This is a genomic window from Vibrio sp. 10N.222.54.E6 (assembly GCF_041473955.1).
Taxonomy (GTDB): domain Bacteria; phylum Pseudomonadota; class Gammaproteobacteria; order Enterobacterales; family Vibrionaceae; genus Vibrio; species Vibrio tasmaniensis_A.
Map to the genome: position 1 here is coordinate 148,067 of NZ_JBFRTD010000010.1, position 20,378 is coordinate 168,444.

At 44.4% G+C, this 20,378-nt stretch carries 16 protein-coding genes; 4 read left to right on the forward strand and 12 right to left on the reverse strand.

The genetic code is table 11. The features are described 5' to 3' along the window. Nucleotides 1-280: 280 nt before the first annotated feature. Nucleotides 281-1,144: a protease HtpX gene (gene htpX, locus AB4513_RS05575; RefSeq protein WP_017098153.1), complete on the reverse strand. Its 864-nt coding sequence runs from the start codon at nucleotides 1,142-1,144 to the stop codon at nucleotides 281-283. Nucleotides 1,145-1,421: 277 nt separating this feature from the next. Between htpX and AB4513_RS05580 the strand changes: the two genes are divergently transcribed. After that, on the forward strand, nucleotides 1,422-1,589 hold the full coding sequence (locus AB4513_RS05580; RefSeq protein ID WP_009848816.1) for a hypothetical protein: 168 nt from the start codon (nucleotides 1,422-1,424) through the stop codon (nucleotides 1,587-1,589). A gap of 113 nt (nucleotides 1,590-1,702) precedes the next feature. On the opposite strand, the gene bioD is transcribed toward AB4513_RS05580, so the two are convergent. Genes bioD through bioB form a run of 4 tightly spaced genes read right to left on the reverse strand, consistent with a single transcriptional unit; the run spans nucleotide 1,703 to nucleotide 5,437 of the window. Then, complete coding sequence (gene bioD / locus AB4513_RS05585) at nucleotides 1,703-2,386, reverse strand: dethiobiotin synthase (protein ID WP_102257834.1); 684 nt, start codon at nucleotides 2,384-2,386, stop codon at nucleotides 1,703-1,705. Next, entirely contained in the window at nucleotides 2,383-3,186 is an 804-nt protein-coding gene (gene bioC, locus AB4513_RS05590; RefSeq protein WP_009848818.1) for a malonyl-ACP O-methyltransferase BioC, read from the reverse strand. Before bioC ends, bioD begins: the two co-directional genes overlap by 4 nt. Then, nucleotides 3,187-4,398, reverse strand: coding sequence for an 8-amino-7-oxononanoate synthase (gene bioF, locus AB4513_RS05595; protein WP_102257833.1), 1,212 nt, complete (start codon nucleotides 4,396-4,398; stop codon nucleotides 3,187-3,189). Then, nucleotides 4,385-5,437 (reverse strand): biotin synthase BioB, encoded by a 1,053-nt coding sequence (gene bioB / locus AB4513_RS05600; RefSeq protein ID WP_009848820.1) that lies wholly within the window; start codon nucleotides 5,435-5,437, stop codon nucleotides 4,385-4,387. The genes bioF and bioB overlap by 14 nt, the downstream gene beginning before the upstream one ends. A gap of 159 nt (nucleotides 5,438-5,596) precedes the next feature. Here bioB and bioA point away from each other — a divergent pair, with 159 nt between their 5' ends. Beyond that, nucleotides 5,597-6,880, forward strand: coding sequence for an adenosylmethionine--8-amino-7-oxononanoate transaminase (gene bioA, locus AB4513_RS05605; RefSeq protein ID WP_102257832.1), 1,284 nt, complete (start codon nucleotides 5,597-5,599; stop codon nucleotides 6,878-6,880). Between the two features lie 457 nt (nucleotides 6,881-7,337). Next, nucleotides 7,338-9,005 (forward strand): response regulator, encoded by a 1,668-nt coding sequence (locus AB4513_RS05610; RefSeq protein ID WP_102257831.1) that lies wholly within the window; start codon nucleotides 7,338-7,340, stop codon nucleotides 9,003-9,005. A gap of 110 nt (nucleotides 9,006-9,115) precedes the next feature. Here the strand turns inward: AB4513_RS05610 and serS are convergent, their stop codons facing one another. The 5 genes from serS to lrp form a co-directional block, all read right to left on the reverse strand. After that, a complete protein-coding gene (gene serS / locus AB4513_RS05615) occupies nucleotides 9,116-10,423 on the reverse strand; it encodes a serine--tRNA ligase (protein WP_009848824.1) in 1,308 nt (435 codons plus the stop codon). A gap of 142 nt (nucleotides 10,424-10,565) precedes the next feature. Beyond that, nucleotides 10,566-11,921 (reverse strand): replication-associated recombination protein A, encoded by a 1,356-nt coding sequence (locus tag AB4513_RS05620; RefSeq protein WP_032555347.1) that lies wholly within the window; start codon nucleotides 11,919-11,921, stop codon nucleotides 10,566-10,568. Nucleotides 11,922-11,985: 64 nt separating this feature from the next. Beyond that, nucleotides 11,986-12,582, reverse strand: coding sequence for an outer membrane lipoprotein chaperone LolA (lolA, locus tag AB4513_RS05625; protein ID WP_009848826.1), 597 nt, complete (start codon nucleotides 12,580-12,582; stop codon nucleotides 11,986-11,988). 75 nt (nucleotides 12,583-12,657) lie between these two features. Next, a complete protein-coding gene (locus tag AB4513_RS05630) occupies nucleotides 12,658-15,807 on the reverse strand; it encodes a DNA translocase FtsK 4TM domain-containing protein (RefSeq protein ID WP_102257830.1) in 3,150 nt (1,049 codons plus the stop codon). A 163-nt stretch (nucleotides 15,808-15,970) separates the two neighbouring features. Next, the gene (lrp, locus tag AB4513_RS05635; protein WP_004734558.1) at nucleotides 15,971-16,465 is read right to left on the reverse strand and encodes a leucine-responsive transcriptional regulator Lrp; all 495 of its coding nucleotides are present in this window, start codon (nucleotides 16,463-16,465) and stop codon (nucleotides 15,971-15,973) included. Between the two features lie 156 nt (nucleotides 16,466-16,621). Here lrp and ald point away from each other — a divergent pair, with 156 nt between their 5' ends. Further along, on the forward strand, nucleotides 16,622-17,746 hold the full coding sequence (gene ald / locus AB4513_RS05640) for an alanine dehydrogenase (RefSeq protein ID WP_009848856.1): 1,125 nt from the start codon (nucleotides 16,622-16,624) through the stop codon (nucleotides 17,744-17,746). Nucleotides 17,747-17,937: 191 nt separating this feature from the next. On the opposite strand, the gene AB4513_RS05645 is transcribed toward ald, so the two are convergent. Together AB4513_RS05645 and cysB are read right to left on the reverse strand one after the other, a co-directional pair. After that, on the reverse strand, nucleotides 17,938-19,140 hold the full coding sequence (locus tag AB4513_RS05645) for a methyltransferase (RefSeq protein WP_102257829.1): 1,203 nt from the start codon (nucleotides 19,138-19,140) through the stop codon (nucleotides 17,938-17,940). Between the two features lie 169 nt (nucleotides 19,141-19,309). Next, nucleotides 19,310-20,284, reverse strand: a complete 975-nt coding sequence (cysB, locus tag AB4513_RS05650; protein ID WP_009848858.1) for an HTH-type transcriptional regulator CysB — start codon at nucleotides 20,282-20,284, stop codon at nucleotides 19,310-19,312. Nucleotides 20,285-20,378: the final 94 nt, after the last annotated feature.

Sequence of the window (20,378 nt, forward strand, 5' to 3'; positions counted from 1 at the left end):
TAAGGCTTCCCATGTGGAAGCCTTTTTGTTGGGCGGAAGAAAGTGTGCTTAGTACGCGCTGTTATCAAAAGAACATAGCCCCCCTCCTAATTACCCTACACATGTCAGTCCGTGCGATATCAACCAATAAATATTGCAACGCTTCATCACTAGTAACCCTCTATCACCAGACACATATCCCTCGGATACTTACTGTCTTGAATACCAAGATCAAAAAAGGCCTCCCGAAGGAAGCCTTTCAAAGGTCTCTTGTCGTCTAGCGACGAGAATTACGTAGCGATTACATGTTACGTAGAGACGCAATACGCTTGTCTAGTGGTGGGTGGCTCATCAGAAGCTCAGTAAGCGATTTCTTGCCGTTGATACCAAATGCCATCATAGAACCTTCTAGTTGTGGCTCATGGCTCACCTTAAGACGCTCTAGCGCTGCTATCATCTTCTCTTTACCTACTAAGTGCGCAGCACCTGCATCGGCATGGAATTCACGATGACGGCTGTACCACATCGTAATGAAGCTTGCTAAGAAACCAAATACTAATTCCAGCACCATAGACACACCAAAGTACACCATCATGTTGCTGCCACCCTCTTCTTCGTTGTCATTCGACGCAACAATGTTGGCGATGAAACGAGATAGGAAGATAACGAACGTGTTCACCACGCCCTGCATTAGCGTCATGGTCACCATATCACCGTTCGCGATGTGACTCACTTCATGCGCTAACACTGCTTCAGCTTCATCACGCGTCATGTTGTGTAGCAGACCCGTAGAGACTGCTACTAATGAATCATTACGCTTAGCGCCCGTCGCGAATGCGTTGATGTCTGGCGAGTCGTAGATCGCCACTGTTGGCATACCAATACCAACTTGTTGAGATTGACGGCTTACCGTCTCCATCAACCAATGTTCTGTTTCGTTACGTGGGCTTTCAATGACCATACCGCCTACCGATCGTAGCGCCATTTTCTTTGACATCATCAATGAAATGAATGAGCCACCAAAGCCAAATACTGCAGCCATCACCAATAAGCCTGATAGGCTACCAGGTTGCATACCTGTAACTGCGTATACAATATTAAGAACAACACTTAGTACCAATACAACCGCTAGGTTGGTTGCAAGGAACAACATTACTCGCTTCATTACTTATCTCCGCATGAAAGCTGTTTTTATAAAACTTATTATTATAGACAAGGCAGACAGCAATTTATTCCAACCTTGAAGACTTATACTTACTTATACATATAGTCTTAGATTAAGAAAACAAGGTTAAGCATTAAATTGCAACATTTGATTACGAGACCATATTCGAATCACCTCCAGTCTATTAGACCTAAGTCGTATGGTGTCGGTATAACAATCCGTTTACAGTGGCTTCAGATGATTTATTGGCTAGTCCATGTACAAAAAGGGAAGAATCATGGTTGAAGGTACTAACACTCAAATGGCTATCGATTTACTGTGCTGTCACCTAGGGATTACTGAAGAAGAAGCAAAAAAGCAGATTGGGATCCTAACACCGCAAGCGGCACAGACAAAAATCACAGAGACACAACAAGCACTAATGGGACTTACAAAAGAACACTAACCCATAGCGACTTGTTCAAAGGCCAGTTGTTTATAAACTCATGGCCAAAAGGCTTAACATAGCAAAAGGGCTGCAATCGCAGCCCTTTTCTTGTTTAACGTATAACTCGAAGTTTAAAGGTCGAGCAATGGCTGTATATTAATATACTTACCAATGTTCTTAGACTTTGCTCTTGGCACATACGGAATTTCACCTAACTTCGGTGCACCTAGCTTATCTTCAAGCATCGCTATAATTTCAGCGTAATGTTCAGTACCTGGGTTAATGCGGTTTGCAACCCAACCTACTAGGTTCAGTCCATCAGCACGAATCACTTCTGCAGTTAGCAGTGCATGACTCAAACAGCCAAGCTTAATGCCGACCGTCAATACCACTGGCAGCTGCTCTTTTTTGACCCAGCTAGACAAATATTCTTCATCAGAAACCGGTACACGCCAACCACCAGCACCTTCAACTAACACGATGTCAGAGTTTTGCTTATGCTCTGCCAACTTAGCTGATAATACGGTTTCATCAATCACCACACCATCATGCTTTGCTGCAATGTGTGGTGATGATGGTAGCAACAGCGCATACGGATTAACGTCTTCGTAGGCGATATCTTGCGTCGCAGCTTCTTGAAGGTGCAATGCATCACTGTTACGTAACCCTTCAGGGTATTGTTCACACCCTGCTGCAACTGGCTTATAACCAATTGTTGATAAATCTTGTGCGGCCAAAGCTTGAAGAATCGCTTTTGAAACCATAGTTTTTCCCACTTCGGTATCCGTACCTGCAATGAATAATGCATCAATCATAATTGAATAACCCCTAAACAAACTTGATATGTTGCTGGCAAGAAACCTTGATGGTTTTTAAACTCTCGATATTCCCGTTCAACAAGCTGCAACATGCGGCGACTTGTTAAACCTTGTGAGCGACCACTTACGTGATTAGCGCCGATACCTTTAAGGTCGCGCATCAGTTCAAACGCAGTGTCGTACCAAACGGTGATGGTGGGCAAGTCTAGTTGATGAGCCGTACAGCTAGATTGCGCTAACGCAATTTTTACCTGATTGATTGTAATAAAATGGTTAACGTGTTGATGTGCGTCAATTTTGGACCACGACTTTTTCAGTTCAAACAGTGATCCATCAAGCAAAGTTGAGAAAATAACACGTCCACCAACCGCTGTAACACGCTTCATCTCTCTCAAAGGCGACGACAAGTCGTCACACCATTGCAACGCAAGGCTAGAGAAAACGATGTCAAAGTGCCCGTCTTCAAACGGTAATTGCTCGGCATCGGCTTGTTGATATGAAGAGACTGATACACCACAGCGCTGTTTTGCTTCGTCCAACATTCCATTGGAAAGGTCAGCACATACCACTGCAGCACCTCGCTTAACTAACTGTTCAGAGAAATACCCTGTACCACAACCTAGATCGAGCACCTTTAACCCAGAGAGGTCACTCGGTAGCTTATCCAATAGTCGGTGGCCTACATCGCGCTGAAACTCAGCGTGTTTGTCATAGGTTGCAGCTGCTTTGCCGAAGGCTTCAGCAATCGCACTCTTATCTTGGCTTACGTAATTATGCACTACTGCTTCTTGTGACATTTACTGAGCCTCTTTCTTTAATTCAAAGCTTGATTCTATGCTTGGTTTGCTTCCAGAGTCGTTGCTTCGCTCTATTGCTTGAAGCAACGAGTCAGTTAACTGAAGAATCTGTTTCTGACTGTGGTTCGCCGTTAAGGTAATACGCAAACGAGCAGTCCCAATAGGCACCGTTGGTGGCCTTATTGCCGTTACCCAAACTTGGTTGCGCTTTAACTCTTCAGCAATAGATAGTGCTGCTTGGGCTTCGCCGATTAAAAATGGCTTGATCGGCGTCTGAGTATCAATAAAACCTTTCACATCATTCATCTGCTCTGCATAGAGAGCGCCTAACTCCGTGAGTTTCTCACGACGCCACTCTTGCGTTTGAATCATCTGGCATGCATGAGACAAAGCCACCGCTTGTGAAGGTGGCATTGCCGTCGAATACACATGATGACGCGCACACTGAGTTAAGTAATCACCCACTTCTGACGAACAAAGAATCGCAGCACCAGAAAGGCCAAATGCTTTACCAAAGGTCACCACCAAGATATCAGGTGAGATTTGTGCGGCGTTGCAACTCCCTGCCCCGTTATCACCTAATACGCCAATACCGTGGGCATCATCAACCACCAACCAACTGTCGTATTGATTAGTCAGGCTAGATATCTGGCTGAGAGGCGCTTGATCACCATCCATGCTGAACACACCCTCAGTCACAACCAAGGATTGTGGAGTTTGACTCAATAGCGACTCTAAATGTTGCGTGTCGTTATGCTTAAAGCGTTTCATGGTTGCAGGTGAAAGCATCCCCGCTTCCATCAAAGAGGCGTGGTTGAGCTTATCTTGCAGTAGAAAATCGTCTTTTTCGAGCAGAGAAAACAACAAAGCTTGATTAGCACTGAAACCAGAACTAAATAGAATGGCACGTTCAAAGCCAAGCCATTCACACAGCTGAGCCTCTAAATTTCGATGAGCAGGACTAAAACCCGTGACCAATGGCGATGCTGCACTTCCAGCACCATATTTGGAAAGTCCGGTTTGCCATGCATCGACCAGTTCAGGATCGTTTGCCAAGCCTAGGTAATCATTACTCGAAAAGTTAATAAAGCGAGAACCTTCACTATTAAGCAAAGGGCTATTGCTGTTTTCGAGCACCTTAAGTTGACGAGTTAACCCTTGCTCACGGCGATGAGCAAGGGCACTTTTGATGCGAGATTTAAACAGTGGCATCGTAGAACATGTCATCTTTCGTTGGACGAGCAGCAACGCGCTCCACCACTTGATCTAACAGTTCATTTTCTTGAATTTCGTCTGGCTTCTGAGCCACCTGTTGGCTGTTGATACCTAACTTCTTAAACAGCTGCATGTCCGTGTCTTCATCTGGGTTTGGCGTAGTCAGTAGCTTACAGCCGTAGAAGATAGAATTCGCACCCGCCATGAAACACATAGCTTGCATCTGTTCGTTCATGTTCTCACGGCCTGCTGATAAACGAACCGCAGACATAGGCATCATGATGCGAGCAATCGCAATCAGTTTGACGAAGTCGAAAGACTCAACATCATCGACGTTTTCCATCGGTGTGCCTTTGACTTTTACGAGCATGTTGATTGGTACACTTTCTGGGTGAACAGGAAGGTTCGCAAGCTCTACAAGCAGGCCTGCACGGTCATTGGTACTTTCGCCCATACCAATAATACCACCAGAACAGATCTTCATACCGGCATCACGCACATGAGATAGCGTATCTAAACGGTCTTGGTAAGTACGAGTGGTGATGATGCTGCCGTAGAACTCCGGAGACGTATCAAGGTTATGGTTGTAGTAATCCAAACCTGCGTCCGCTAGCTCACCTGCTTGATCAGGCGTTAACATGCCTAGTGTCATACATGTTTCTAGGCCCATGCCTTTCACACCTTTGATCATGTCAGTTAGGTGAGGCATATCGCGTTCTTTCGGGTTTTTCCATGCCGCGCCCATACAGAAGCGAGTCGAGCCTGCGTTCTTGGCTTTTTGCGCCGCATCCAAAACACGCTCGACTTCCATTAAGCGTTCTTTGTCGACATCCGTTCGGTAGTGAGCACTCTGAGGGCAGTACTTACAATCTTCAGGACAAGCACCTGTCTTAATCGATAACAGTGTACTCACCTGCACGTGGTTGTGCTCTTGGTACTGTCTATGAACCACTTGAGCTTCAAACATTAAATCCATAAACGGTTTTTCAAGCAGTGCTCTTACTTCAGCAACTGTCCAGTCATGACGAACTTCCACGTGTCGATCCTTTTTTATTATTTGATGTTACATCTCTATCAATAGAGATTGTATTTATGCTTGGATAGTCTACCGACAAGCTTTAGACTGTCAACACATTGATAATATCAAAAGTTTACATCTGGTTATTTTTTAGCCACACCAAGAATGGAAGTTACTATGGATCTCGCCTTTGACCGCCAGCATATCTGGCATCCTTATACATCAACGTTGACACCTCTGACCTGCTACCCAGTCACTAACGCAGACGACGTTTACCTAGAATTAGAGGGCGGAAAACGAATTATTGATGGTATGTCCTCTTGGTGGTCAACCATCCACGGCTACAATCATCCAGAGCTCAATGCTGCAGCTCACAGCCAAATCGATAAGGTTTCGCATGTTATGTTTGGAGGTATCACCCACCAGCCTGCTATCGATTTATGTAAGAAACTTTTGAACCTAGCACCAAATAATCTCGAGCACGTATTCTTGGCTGATTCAGGTTCAGTAGCCGTAGAGGTTAGTCTCAAGATGGCTCTCCAATACTGGCACGCTAAAGGGCAACCTCGTTCAAAATTCCTCACGTTGAGAGATGGTTACCACGGTGATACCTTTGCGGCAATGTCAGTGACCGATCCTGATAACTCAATGCATAGTCTCTACAAAGGCTTTTTGCCTGAGCACGTCTTTGCCGATTCACCAAAAACTGGCTTCTGGGATGAGTGGAACTCAAGTGACATCGATAGCTTTCGAGAAAAGCTAACGGTCCACCACAAAGAAGTGGCAGCTGTGATCTTAGAACCAATCGTTCAAGGCGCTGGCGGCATGCGCATCTACCACCCTGAGTTCCTAAAACAAGTTCGCCTACTGTGTGATGAATTCAACGTATTACTTATTTTGGATGAGATTGCGACCGGCTTTGGCCGTACAGGGAAATTGTTTGCTTGCGAACATGCCGATGTTCAACCTGATATCTTATGCGTAGGGAAGGCTTTAACTGGTGGCTACATGACGCTGTCAGCGACGCTTGCGAGTAAAGATGTCGCCGACACGGTATGTGGCGGTGAAGCCGGGTGCTTTATGCACGGGCCAACCTTCATGGGCAACCCTTTAGCTTGTGCAGTAGGTGCGGCAAGTTTGTCCATCATAGAGCAAGGTCATTGGCAAAATCAGACTCATCAGATTGAACAACTCTTTTCTGAGTTACTACCGCCTCTACTCAAGCATGCTCTTGTCAAAGATGTTCGCTGGTTGGGCGCTATTGGCGTCGTTGAAACCCACACACCTGTCGATATGGAAACCATCCAAGCTCACTTTGTTGAACAAGGCGTTTGGATACGTCCGTTTGGTAAGTTGATTTATATGATGCCTCCTTTCATTAGCAAGGCTGAGCACATCGAACAACTTGTTTCATCTATTGATAAAGCCCTCCAACAATCTGCTTGCTTCAAACCAAGTTGATTTAACAAACATCATTTAGAAAACCTATAAGCCGCCCATAAAATACTAACGGCGGCTTATCCTTCACGTGAAAAACCAGCCAACAAACACACCCCAAGCCATTGTTTTATCTTTGATTTGAACTCGAAAAACCCCACAAATAAATTTAATCCTCTCCATAAAAACAATTAGCAAAAGAGTGTTACCTATCGGGTAAAAAGCCGTCATAAAATACGCGCCATTTTGGTACTGAATATAATGAATGACCTTCCTTATTCGAGTTCATCTCAGAATCAAATTAGCCAATATTTTTAACTCCTATTAGATAAAAATATTCGCAAAAAAAGAATCCAATTCTAGCGAAGGCTTATATCAACTTCGTAGAAACCTAACGCTTCTTGTTTTGTCGGTCGTGCAAGACATCAAGACAATCCGCAATAGCTACGTAATTCACGTCAGTAAATAATTTAAAGTAAGCATGAAATTAACCCAACTAAATGCACTTATCATTGATGACTCAACGATAGTGTTATCAACTATTCGTAACATGCTGGTTCATATTGGTTTTTCAGAACGTTTGATTGCCATTGCGAAATCACCTCGTGTTGCAATGACCATCACGAATGACACAACTTTTGATGTCATCATTTGTGATTACAACTTTGGTAACACGATCAACGGCAAACAGCTATTTGAAGAATTGAAGCAAGCCAACAGATTAAAAGATGACGGAATATTTATTCTTGTTACAGGTGAAAATTCAGCTCTATCGATACGCCCTATCCTTGAACTACGACCTGATAACTATTTGTTAAAACCGTTTAACCGCGAAACTCTAAAACAGCGCATCACCAGTTCCTTAAGGAAGAAGCTGATTTTACAAGACATTTATAAGGCTGAGAGAGAGAATAACTATCAAGCGGGCCTAGAGCATTGCGAAGGGCTTGCCGCGTTTCATCCCGAATACTTCGCAACAATCCAGCAATTTCGAGGGAGCTTTCTATCAAAACTAGAGCTCTACGAGGAAGCCAAGAATGTCTATCGGAAAGCGATAGATGAAGGCAGTTTTGATTGGGCTCAAGCAGGATTAGCAAACAGCCTTGCGAATTTGGGGCAGCTTAGCGAAGCACAGTCGATGATTGAAAGTTTGATCAATTCTGCGCCAACCTGCATTTTGTATCGAGACCAAGCAGCTCAAGTAAACCTGATCAGCAATAAGGTTCCGGCAGCCATTGCTCACTTCAAGTTAGCGAGTAAACTAACACCAGGTAACTCTGAGAGAGAGCTTGCAATCGCAAATCTATGCTTATCGGTTAATGATACTAAAACAGCGCTATTCCACTACCAAAACCATGTGCAAATCAATAAGGACACCTTTCGAGACAACCTATATATGAAGCTAAGTCATATACGATTCTTGCTCTATTGCGCCTCAGATGGCATCGATAAGCAAGCGAATTTGGGTCACGTCAATTACTTAATTTCGAAGATCCCTACCGAGGCAAGATCAGGGCTTCAAACTGACTTAGCACTTATCGCAGCTCACATCGCGATGGAAGCTAACCAATATCAAAAAGCAGTCACTATACTAACCGCATTGCACGATAAGAATGACTTTGATGCCTTCCCTGTGATTTATCACCATGCATGGTTATTGGATAGGATGAGCTGTGAAAACGAGTTTAAAATTGCGGAAAACCGTTGCAGCATGTTGATAGTGAAAACAGCGAGCGAGACAGTGGTTTCAAGTCAGATAACGATGTGCACTGAGATGAAACATCGCAACACCGCAAAAATGAACTGGCTCAAAGAGAAGAATATCGGCATCAAACTAGCAAAGTCAGACTACAAACAGGTGCTTGTGGCTTACTTAGATATTCATAAACGATGTCCGATGATCAAGAACGTATGTATGAATACGATAAAATTGCTCTCTGTTATTTGGCCTGATTCAATGGGTGCAAAACAAGTGCTAACCATCATCAAGCAATGTGACGAAGTGATCACACAGCTTTATACGATTGATGAGCTGACACAAAACAACTATCAAAACTATTACCGAAAGGCGCTTCTGGCATGTAAGCAAGCAGACTTGGCCTGGAAACAAGCAAACAATACTTCCGAGGCTGCCTTCTCATATATGTAGCTTCTATTTAAACAACGTCCGCATACAAAAAAGGCTTTGCCATTACAGCAAAGCCTTTTAAATATTCTAACAAGTCAGATTAATCTAAATTTGATTAACCAAAATTGGCATTAGCCGATGTGCGTTACGCCGCCCATGTATGGTTGAAGTACTGTTGGGATAGCAATACGGCCATCTGCTTCTTGGTTGTTCTCAAGAATAGCAACCATAGTACGACCAACAGCAAGACCAGAACCGTTAAGTGTGTGTACAAGTTCAGGTTTCTTCTCGCCTTTACGACGGAAACGAGCTTGCATACGACGCGCTTGGAAATCCCACATGTTTGAACAAGAAGAAATTTCACGGTATGTCTCTTGTGCTGGAACCCAGACTTCTAAGTCGTAAGTTTTCGCAGAACCGAAGCCCATGTCACCCGTACATAGAATCACTTTACGGTAAGGAAGCTCTAGAAGTTGAAGTACTTTCTCAGCATGACCTGTTAGCTCTTCAAGCGCTGCCATTGAGTCTTCTGGCTTAGTAATTTGTACTAATTCAACTTTGTCGAATTGGTGCATACGGATAAGACCACGAGTGTCACGACCGTAAGAACCCGCTTCAGAACGGAAACATGGAGTGTGAGCTGTCATCTTAAGTGGCAGTTCAGCTTCATCAGTAATCGTGTCACGAACCATGTTCGTTACCGGTACTTCCGCAGTAGGGATAAGCGATAACGTCTTAAGCGGTACATCACTTACTTGCTCAGTTAGCGGGCTTGTGTGGAACAAGTCTTCGCCGAACTTAGGAAGTTGACCAGTACCGTATAGGCTATCGTGGTTCACTAGGTACGGTACGTACATTTCTGTGTAGCCGTGCTCATCAGTGTGAAGGTCCAGCATGAACTGAGCAATAGCACGGTGTAGACGTGCGAATTTGCCTTTCATCACGATAAAACGAGAACCAGAGATTTTAACTGCGCTAGCAAAATCAAGACCGCCAGACATTTCGCCAAGATCCACGTGATCTTTCACTTCGAAGTCGTAAGTCTTAGGTTGACCCCAACGAGAAACTTCTACGTTGTCGTCTTCATCTTTACCATCTGGCACTTCTGCGTCAGGTAGGTTAGGAATTGACATTGTGATCGCTTCTAGCTCAGATTGAAGCTCAGCCAATGTTACTTTAGCTTGGTCTAGTTCTGCGCCTAAGTTGCCTACTTCTGCAAGGATACGCTCAGCTTCTTCATGGTCGCCTTTTGCTTTCGCTTGACCAATGGACTTCGATCGAGAGTTACGTAACGCTTGTAGCTCTTCAGTTTTCATCTGAAGGGACTTACGTTTTTCTTCAAGTTCACGAATTGTCTCTACATCAAGGGTGAAGCCTCGACGTGCTAATTTTGCCGCTGTTTCATCCAGCTCAGCTCGAAGTAATTTAGAATCCAGCATTGCTAATCCTATGCTTTAGTTATTTGAATATTCAGTAGATTGCTACTGAATCACTGCTAAACCCCTAAAACTGGTGCTATTTCGACCAATTTGTAACGATTTAATTGAATTTTTATGACTAGGTAACGATATCCAAAAAAGACTACTTTTCATAGCGTTTTTGTGGGCTTTTTGCGTCCAAATCCGCCAGATAATCTAGCTTCTCGCCAATTTTGGTCTCTAAGCCTCGTTTTGTTGGGAAATAGTATTGTGTTTCGCCCATTTCAGGCGGTAAATACTTTTCGCCAGCCGCGTAGGCACCTGGTTCATCATGAGCATAACGGTATTCCTGCCCGTAGCCCATGTCCTTCATCAAAGTTGTGGGTGCATTTCTTAAATGATGAGGCACTTCATATTCAGGAAGATTATGCGCATCCGTTAAGGCTTGCTTCCAAGCGGTGTAAACGGCGTTACTCTTTGGTGCACACGCTAAATAGACAACTGCCTGAGCAATCGCACGCTCCCCTTCTGCAGGGCCAATACGCGTGAAGCAATCCCAAGCCGACATCGCAACCTGCATTGCTCTTGGGTCAGCATTACCAATATCTTCAGAAGCAATCGCTAATAAACGCCTTACGATATACAAAGGGTCACAACCCGCCGCAATCATTCGCGCCGACCAATACAACGCCCCATCAGGGTTTGAACCGCGAATCGATTTGTGAACGGCAGAGATTAGGTCGTACCAAATATCCCCCTTATTATCGAAACGAGCAACCTTCTCACCAGCCACTTCCGCTAACAACTGCAACGTTATCGCTTTCTCGCCTTTGTCGTTGTCTTCTGCCATGTCATACAGCAGCTCAAGATAGTTGAGCGACATACGTGCATCACCGTTGACCAGTTCAGCGAGGCGATCTAGTACGTTATCAGCAAAATCAGCCGACACATCACCTAGGCCACGCTGTTTATCTTCAATGGCTTGGCGAATGACGAGAGAAATATCCTCTGTATTGAGCGAAGTCAATTTGTAAACACGCGCACGCGACAACAAAGCGTTGTTCAATTCAAAAGAAGGGTTTTCTGTCGTCGCGCCAATAAACGTAACCGTGCCATCTTCGATATGAGGTAGAAAAGCATCTTGCTGACTTTTGTTAAAGCGATGGACTTCGTCCACAAATAAAATCGTTCTACGCCCTGCTTGCTTGTTCTCACGCGCTTTTTCAATGGCGATACGAATGTCTTTTACACCCGAAGTCACCGCAGATACGCGCTCGACTTCTGCATTGGCGTAATTAGCTGCCACTTCTGCCAGCGTGGTTTTACCGGTGCCCGGAGGCCCCCATAAAATCATGGAGTGGATATGGCCCGCCTCCAACGCTCTGCGAAGGGGTTTACCTGGACCTAATATATGCTGCTGACCAATATACTGTTCAACAGTTTCAGGTCTCATACGAGCAGCAAGGGGACGAAAATCTTCGTCCCCCGCAAAATCTAAGCTGTAATTACTCAATTGCAATCTCTTGATTCGTTGATGGCATCAATACCTATCGACTTACTACCAAACGATCTGCCAGTTTGGATCAGTTTCTTTGGTCGTCGACCTCGACACCTTCCGGCGCCACAAAAGTAAAGCGGTCTGCAGCAGGTTTACCTAAGTCAACATTGTTAAAGGTAAACTCACCTTTTTGGCCGTCTTGTTCAATCACATTAAAGCCCTGAACAATGCCTTTCTCAGTGATGTTAATCTGGAAATCGCCCTGATTAGAGTCCACAGCCGTTGGCGTTAGCGTAAATTGGTTACCCGTTTGCGCAACATTGTAGTTATCCCAATCACTTGCTTGGTTACGAGTCAGCAATACAAATGGCGTTTGCGATGTGGCTTGTTCTTGCCAGTAAATGCTCACTTGTTCAATGAACGGACTGTAGTACCACAAGCTTTGACCATCAGAGACCAATAGGTTTTCATCAGGGAAAGTCGTTTCCCAACGGAACAAGCTAGGGCGTGCAATCTCTACTGTGCCCTCGCCTTCCATCACAACATCACCGTCAGGGCTGGTGACAACTTGTTTAAAGTCAGCGCTAAAACCTGCATTCAGCGACAAGCGGCTACTCAACTCTTCTTTCGGAGAAGCAAATACTGAGAAGCTCATAAATAAAAGTGCGAATACTTTTTTCATCAATAATCCTGTTAGAACATAAGTCGGTCATGTTTTGGTTTTGACCGACTGAATAGTTATGAGTTCCTATTGGAACTAATCTTTTGGTGGCGCGGGCGCCAAGACTTCTCGGTTACCGTTATGTCCTGGAGCACTGACAATACCTTGAGCTTCTAATTGCTCAACAATTCGTGCGGCACGGTTGTAGCCGATCTTAAATCGACGTTGCACACCAGAAACTGAACCACGACGTGAATGGACAACGTGTTCGACAACTTGATCAAACAGAGGATCGACTTCTTCATCGCCTTCCATTTTCTCACCTGGTAACAGTGTTTCTGGGGTTTGGTCGCCGTTAGTAATCTCTTCAATATAGTTTGGCTTACCGCGTGCTTTCCAGTTATTCACGACCGCATGTACATCATCATCAGATGCAAATGCGCCGTGTACACGAGTTGTGTGGCTTGAACCCGGTGGCAAGTACAACATATCACCCATACCCAATAATGATTCTGCACCACCTTGGTCAAGAATCGTTCGAGAGTCCGTTTTGGTTGATACAGTAAAGGCTACACGTGTCGGGATATTGGCTTTAATAAGACCCGTAATAACATCCACTGACGGGCGCTGAGTCGCTAGGATCAAGTGAACACCCGCCGCACGTGCTTTTTGTGCCAAACGAGCAATCAATTCTTCAACTTTCTTACCCACTACCATGATTAAATCGGCGAATTCATCGACGACAACTACGATGTAAGGCAGTTTTTCCAATAATGGTGCTTCAGGGTCCATGCTGTCGCCCGGTTTCCACAGAGGATCATGAATTGGGTGACCCGCTTCCGCAGCCATCTTCAATTTGTCGTTGTAGCCTTTAATGTTACGAACACCAAGTGCCGACATCAGTTTATAACGACGTTCCATTTCGCCAACACACCAACGAAGGGCGTTAGACGCATCTTTCATGTCGGTAACGACTTCAGACAATAGATGTGGAATACCTTCATAGATAGACAATTCCAACATTTTCGGGTCAATCATGATGAAACGAACGTCTTCAGGCGATGCCTTGTAAAGCATACTCAAGATCATCACGTTCACACCCACCGACTTACCAGAACCGGTGGTACCTGCAACCAGTACGTGTGGCATCTTCGATAAATCAGCAATAACCGCTTCACCTGCAATATCTTGTCCTAGAACAACGGTCGTTGGTGACGTCGCTTCTTGGAACTGAGGGCTACCTACCACATCGGAGAAGAATACGGTTTGACGGCTCATGTTCGGCAATTCCAAACCAACATAAGGTTTACCCGGTATTACCTCTACGACACGCACTGCCAATGCAGAAAGTGAACGCGCTAAGTCCATAGAAAGACCAGAAATACGGCTCACTTTCACGCCAGGAGCCAGATCGAGTTCGAATCGAGTGATGACAGGGCCAGGGAAGATATCAACCACATCTGCCTTTATCTTGTAGTCCGCTAGCTTCGATTCAACAAGACGAGCAATCGCCTCTAGTGCATCGCGGTCAATAAAGGTTTCACGTTTTTCAGGGTGGAACAACAGCTCAAGTGTTGGCAATGGCTCGGCAGGTTTGGGCAAATTCACATCTTGCTGTACCAAGAACGGGTTTTGTGTCGCCGCCATATTCGCTTGCGCTTCAGATACCAGATTTTGGAATGCTGCTACATCTTGGTCTTGGTCTTGGTCTTGGTGCGCAGACTCATCTTCCGTGACCTCTTCCCATGGAAGATCAACAGCAAGCTCTTCAGTTTGTTCGTTAGCTTGTTCAAACTCCGCATTACCTTGCTGGGCAGCGAAAGGCTCTTGTTGCTCAGTATTAACATCTTCAATCGATACAGGTTGGAACACTGAAGCTTGTTCATCTTGCTCTTCCGCCATATCAAACGGAGATGCTTGCACAGAAGAACCTTCTTCGATTGTTTCTTCTGTTTCATCCACTGGCGAAGCATATAAAGATTCAGGCTGAACGTCTTCTGCACCGAGTTCACCCTCGACTTCAGAGGAACTATCCGTTGCTGTTTCAGCACTATCAAAATCACTATGAGTTGGACTAACTTCCGCTTGTTCGTTTTGCATGTATTGTTGGTACGCAACCTGAGATTCATGTGCGTCAACTTGCTCTTGAGCCGCTAGATCATCTTCATACATTGCAGCATTCTCTAGCTGCTCTATCGTTGCATTCAACTGCTTCGAGCGCTCAATGCCCTCTTCCAAAGGCTCTTCTGGCGCTTGGTAAACAGGCGCAGCAGGGATCGGCTCAGGTTCAACTTCAGGTTGACGTTGAATATCAGACACTTCTTGAGCTGAAGCGTCTTGCTTCGCTGGCGCATCGACAGGCATATGAATATTGTAATGGCGCTTCGGCGACGCGGCACTGTCTAGCGCATTTGTAGCCTCGCCTGAAGACTCATTGGTCGCTGAGAAGCTCATCGCAGGATCTAGTAGATCATGCTCTTTTGATTCTTTGTTATCTTCTAAAGCAGGAACATCACGGTAACTCGGCTCTTGATGACGTTCTTCGATTAAATCGCGGTCTGCCGATTCTGTTAACTGAGGTTCAAGCAGCTCTTGATCTTGGCCGCGCGCCTTATTAACGGCTGACGTAAAGGATTTGATTGCACACTCGCCTAACCATTCAACAATACTTAACCAGGAAATGCCCGTTAATAGGGTAAAGCCAGCTCCCCATAAGAAAAGAAGAACCAACGTACTGCCCAGAACGTTCAGCGTTGGAAGTGCAAGACTTGTTAATACATCACCGACTACACCACCAGATGAAAAGTACCAAATATCATCGAAGTTGATATCCGCTAAACCACAGCTAGTAAGAATAAGGACAATCAGTCCAAGTAAACGAGTACCCCACAGCATGAAATCGATCTGCTCATCTTCATTACGTTTACGGAATAATACCCACGCAGCAACCGTCACCAAGATAGGTAAAGGATAAGCTAAAGAACCAAACACAAAGAAAAGCGTATCCGCCAACCATGCACCTACGTAGCCTCCTGCATTTTGAATATCACCACCCCAAGCCGTTTGCGACCATGATGGGTCAGCAGGGCTAAAAGTTAATAACGCAACGGCAAGTAGAATAGAGAAGAGAACACCTAGAATTAGGCTGCACTCTTTTAGACGTTGAGAACCACTTAAACGAGGAGACTGAGGCTCTTCACTCGTTTTAATGATTGTTTCTACTTTATTACTGCTCTGCTTGAACATAAACCAACTTAATAATTAAACGGGATAAAAACATCTCGAGCGGCAATAGCCGCTCGTTTCAATGAAACTACTGTTGATTTAACCATATCAAACAGAAAAACCCAATTCCAGAAAGCAAGAAAGCGGAACAAATGTCCGCTTTCTTTCATTTCACCAATTGTGATTAACGAGTTTTAATCACAAGTTGATTGGTTTGTTTCACTTCTTCCATTACAACGTAAGTTCGAGTGTCGTTTACGCCTGGTAGACGAAGTAACGTATCACCCAGTAGCTTACGGTAAGCACCCATATCAGATACACGTGTTTTTAGAAGATAGTCAAAATCACCCGACACTAAATGACACTCTTGGATGTCATCCAGTTTCTGCACAGCGGTGTTGAATTGTTCGAACACATCTGGCGCACCACGGTTCAACGTAATTTCAACAAACACTAAAAGTGAAGCATCAAGGTACTGTGGGTTCAGCAATGCTGTGTACCCAGTAATGTAACCTTGACGCTCTAAACGACGAACACGCTCAAGACATGGAGTTGGAGAAAGTCCTACTCGTTTTGAGAGTTCAACGTTTGAGATACGACCGTCTTTTTGCAACTCATTAAGAATGTTGCGGTCAATACGATCTAGTTCCTTGGACGGCTTCTTATAATTGTCTGCCATTTTTTATTCCACCTTATTACTTCCTTGCAAAAAAATATACTACAACTTTTTAATATTCAGTATCAAATTTTACTTAAACATATCTATACTAGATATTAATTCGACAGAATTACCCTACACATAGATAAAACAACCAAAATAAAATGAGGAGTCAGGATGATCATTGGCGTACCTAAGGAAATCAAGAACCACGAATACCGCGTTGGTATGACCCCAGCTAGCGTGAGAGAACTAATCTCACACGGCCACCAAGTTTTTGTAGAAACCAATGCCGGTAATGGTATCGGTTTTTCAGACGATGATTACATCGCTGTAGGCGCATCCATTCTTCCTACTGCTGCTGACGTTTTCGCGAAAGCAGAAATGATTGTAAAGGTTAAAGAACCTCAAGCTGTCGAGCGAGCTATGCTTCGCGAAGGGCAAATATTATTTACCTATTTACACCTTGCACCAGATTTTCCACAAACTGAAGAGCTGATCAAGAGCAAAGCTGTCTGCGTAGCCTATGAGACTGTAACAGATAATATGGGTCGCTTGCCACTATTAGCACCAATGTCTGAAGTCGCTGGTCGCATGTCTATTCAAGCAGGTGCACAAACACTAGAGAAATCTAACGGTGGTTGTGGTCTTCTTCTTGGCGGCGTTCCTGGTGTTGAGCCAGCAAAAGTTGTTGTTGTTGGCGGCGGTGTTGTTGGTGCTAACGCAGCACGTATGGCTGTTGGCCTTCGCGCTGATGTAACCATTCTTGATCGCAACGTAGATACTCTTCGTCGTCTTGATGAAGAATTCCAAGGTCGCGCAAAAGTGGTTTATTCTACTGAAGACGCTATTGAGAAGCATGTTCTAGAAGCTGACCTAGTGATTGGTGCAGTGCTAATCCCAGGCGCAGCCGCTCCTAAACTTGTTACAAAAGATCACATCGCTAAGATGAAGCCAGGTTCAGCGGTTGTTGATGTTGCAATCGACCAAGGTGGTTGTTTTGAAACTTCACATGCAACGACTCACGCCGATCCAACTTACATCGTTGATGACGTAGTTCACTACTGTGTTGCTAACATGCCAGGTGCCGTTGCTCGTACTTCTACTTACGCACTAAACAATGCAACACTTCCTTACATTGTTAAGCTAGCGAACAAAGGTTACCGCGAAGCACTTCTATCTGATGAAGGTTTCCTAGAAGGTCTAAACATAATCCACGGTAAAGTGACTTGTAAAGAAGTTGCAGAAAGCTTTGACCTAGAATACGTAGCGCCTGCAGAAGCAATCGCGATGTTTAACTAATGATGTAATGGCTAACTGAATGCAATAACCTTCTCGTTGAAGCGTTCAGTTAATTCAGACACATTAAACAAAAAGCCAGTACGACATTATGTCGCGCTGGCTTTTTTGTATTTATCATTTTTTTGTATTTATAGCTTTATTTTGCATTCATGATGTTAGATCGTAAAAACACGTACCAGTGCTGTTTACCGCTAGCGCTCGATCTTAACCCCATGAATCAATAGGTTTCTTGGCGTTACACTACGTTCGCAGAACTCTTCAATCGAAGCTTGATAACCTTGTTCTTGCAGATAAATGGCACGATCTAAGGCCAACCATATCTCTAAAGGTCTTCTAAAGACTTGTTGAACTAAACTCAGCTTTTCCATTTCCCAGAAAAGCGCTTCGCCTTGAATTAAATAAGAGTCAAAATCAATATCTGAACCCAGCGATATATCTTTCACTTCAGATGCCCAGCAACAAAATGATTCAAAGCCTTCGGATAGCTCCGATTTCTTGATGCTTGGTACAGGAATGTACTCGTCGACACCAAGCTCACCCTTAAGTAGTTGGCTAAAGCCTAATCGGTAACTCATTTCTAACTGACGGTGCCTTTTTACTCTTTCACCACCAGTGACGGTTTCTTGAAGCGGGATTCTTAAGTCGCTCTTGCTCAACGTTAATGCTGAGCTTTTCGCAACGGATGACATCGCTTGGTAGCTTTCATCGTGAATAAGGTGGTAGCAACATGGAGAAATGGTGACTGCAGGAAGCCCATGTGAAACAGATTTCTTCACTAATTCGACATGAAGGTCACCACAAGCATGAAGAGCAACAGCATGTTGATTTGAGTTAAACACCCTATCTGCATCTTTTGAAAACGCGTCACCTTGAACAAAGTCCATCTCTAGTTTCTGGTCATCTGCAATCTTTTGTCCGCTTTCACACAACGATTGTTGCCATTCAAAGCTAGTGACTTTTTGATCTGATTGCTGAGATAAGATCCGACCGAGAAAGCCTTTGCCAGAACACCATTCAAGCCACTCTTTACCATGATGGTGCTCTAATGAAGCCTCACCCATCGCGACGATTTGTTGCAGCTTTCTGCCGGGAATACCATCGGCAGTACCGCGCGGAAGATCAAGCCCAACTAAAGCCGAATTATCAAACTGGATGTGTTGATTGGCATTCCCTAACTCTGGGAGAAAACGCATAAGTTCCGAAATCAGAACTTGAGGCTGTTCTTTTAGCGTTTGAATGCGTTCAATACTCAAACCATCTAACCAATCGACAAGTGGAAGGTTCACGTCTGTCCATGGCTGATCGTGAGTTTGGCATAGGTGAAAAGGCTCTGAACGCCAGTAAATCTGGTGCTCTAGCAAAAATGAATCGAGTATTTTGAATCGTGAATGCATGCTTCCCCCTATGGTGCGATGATTGTAGGGGTAAGAGGCCTAAATGGAAAGGAAGGTTACAAATTGAGGTTGTATAAAGACAACCTACCAGCAATAAAACCACAAATGAGCTTAAATGAAAACGGCCTGTAAACAGGCCGAATTGGGAATCTAGGTAAGACTATGACCCTTAGCGAACGGGTAAGTCGATGTCTTTAAACATCTCTTCGATCTCTTCATTCGATTTCAAAGAAATAGCTTGCTCAACTACTGGGCGAGTTAAGTGCGGTGCAAAACGCTCCATGAAATCGAACATGTAAGAACGTAAGAAAGTACCCTTTCTAAAGCCAATACTTGTGGTACTCGCACCAAACAAGTGGCTCGCGTCAATAGCAACCAAGTCTGTATCTTGCTCGTGGTCAATCGCCATGCTTGCAATTACACCCACCCCGATCCCCATCCGAACATAAGTTTTAATCACATCAGCATCCGTCGCGGTAAACACAACACGCGGTGTTAAGCCTACTTTGTTAAATGCTGTATCCAGCTCGGAACGGCCAGTAAAACCAAATACATAAGTCACGAGAGAATAAGCGGCAAGATCTTCAATCGAGATATTTCGTTTCTGTGCAAGAGGGTGATCTTTCGTTACCACGATCGAACGGTTCCAATGATAACAAGGCAGCATAATTGCATCTTGATAAAGGTGTAGCGCTTCCGTTGCAATCGCAAAGTTCGCTGTACCCTTAGCTACCGCTTCTGACATCTGGCTTGGCGTACCTTGATGCATGTGAAGCGACACTTTTGGATAACGCGCCGTGAAACCTTTAATAACATCAGGGAGTGCATAACGAGCTTGAGTATGAGTGGTTGAAATATTCAATGTGCCCATCTCAGGATGAGTGTGCTCACCCGCAACCGCTTTAATACTCTCAACACGAGCCAAAATCTCTTGAGAGATACGAATAATATCCTCACCGGCTTGTGTAACCTGAGTTAAATGCTTACCGCTACGCTCAAATATTTGAATGCCTAGCTCGTCTTCAAGTAATCTAACCTGTTTACTTATGCCGGGCTGAGATGTGTACAAACTCTCTGCTGTCGCTGAAACATTTAGGTTATGGTTTAGAACCTCAACAATGTACTTCAGTTGCTGTAACTTCATATCTAACCTCGTAATCCTTTACTCATTTCTGCGCTAACTTATTTGCAAATAGAGCGTTATAGTCTCGTGTAATATAATTAATAGTTATAACGCT

Coding starts and splice junctions, on each gene's coding strand:
- htpX (WP_017098153.1), bottom strand. CDS start 1,144: ATGAAGCGAGTAATGTTGTTCCTTGCAACCAACCTAGCGGTTGTATTG.
- AB4513_RS05580 (WP_009848816.1), top strand. CDS start 1,422: ATGGTTGAAGGTACTAACACTCAAATGGCTATCGATTTACTGTGCTGT.
- bioD (WP_102257834.1), bottom strand. CDS start 2,386: ATGATTGATGCATTATTCATTGCAGGTACGGATACCGAAGTGGGAAAA.
- bioC (WP_009848818.1), bottom strand. CDS start 3,186: ATGTCACAAGAAGCAGTAGTGCATAATTACGTAAGCCAAGATAAGAGT.
- bioF (WP_102257833.1), bottom strand. CDS start 4,398: ATGCCACTGTTTAAATCTCGCATCAAAAGTGCCCTTGCTCATCGCCGT.
- bioA (WP_102257832.1), top strand. CDS start 5,597: ATGGATCTCGCCTTTGACCGCCAGCATATCTGGCATCCTTATACATCA.
- AB4513_RS05610 (WP_102257831.1), top strand. CDS start 7,338: ATGAAATTAACCCAACTAAATGCACTTATCATTGATGACTCAACGATA.
- serS (WP_009848824.1), bottom strand. CDS start 10,423: ATGCTGGATTCTAAATTACTTCGAGCTGAGCTGGATGAAACAGCGGCA.
- lolA (WP_009848826.1), bottom strand. CDS start 12,582: ATGAAAAAAGTATTCGCACTTTTATTTATGAGCTTCTCAGTATTTGCT.
- AB4513_RS05630 (WP_102257830.1), bottom strand. CDS start 15,807: ATGTTCAAGCAGAGCAGTAATAAAGTAGAAACAATCATTAAAACGAGT.
- lrp (WP_004734558.1), bottom strand. CDS start 16,465: ATGGCAGACAATTATAAGAAGCCGTCCAAGGAACTAGATCGTATTGAC.
- ald (WP_009848856.1), top strand. CDS start 16,622: ATGATCATTGGCGTACCTAAGGAAATCAAGAACCACGAATACCGCGTT.
- AB4513_RS05645 (WP_102257829.1), bottom strand. CDS start 19,140: ATGCATTCACGATTCAAAATACTCGATTCATTTTTGCTAGAGCACCAG.
- cysB (WP_009848858.1), bottom strand. CDS start 20,284: ATGAAGTTACAGCAACTGAAGTACATTGTTGAGGTTCTAAACCATAAC.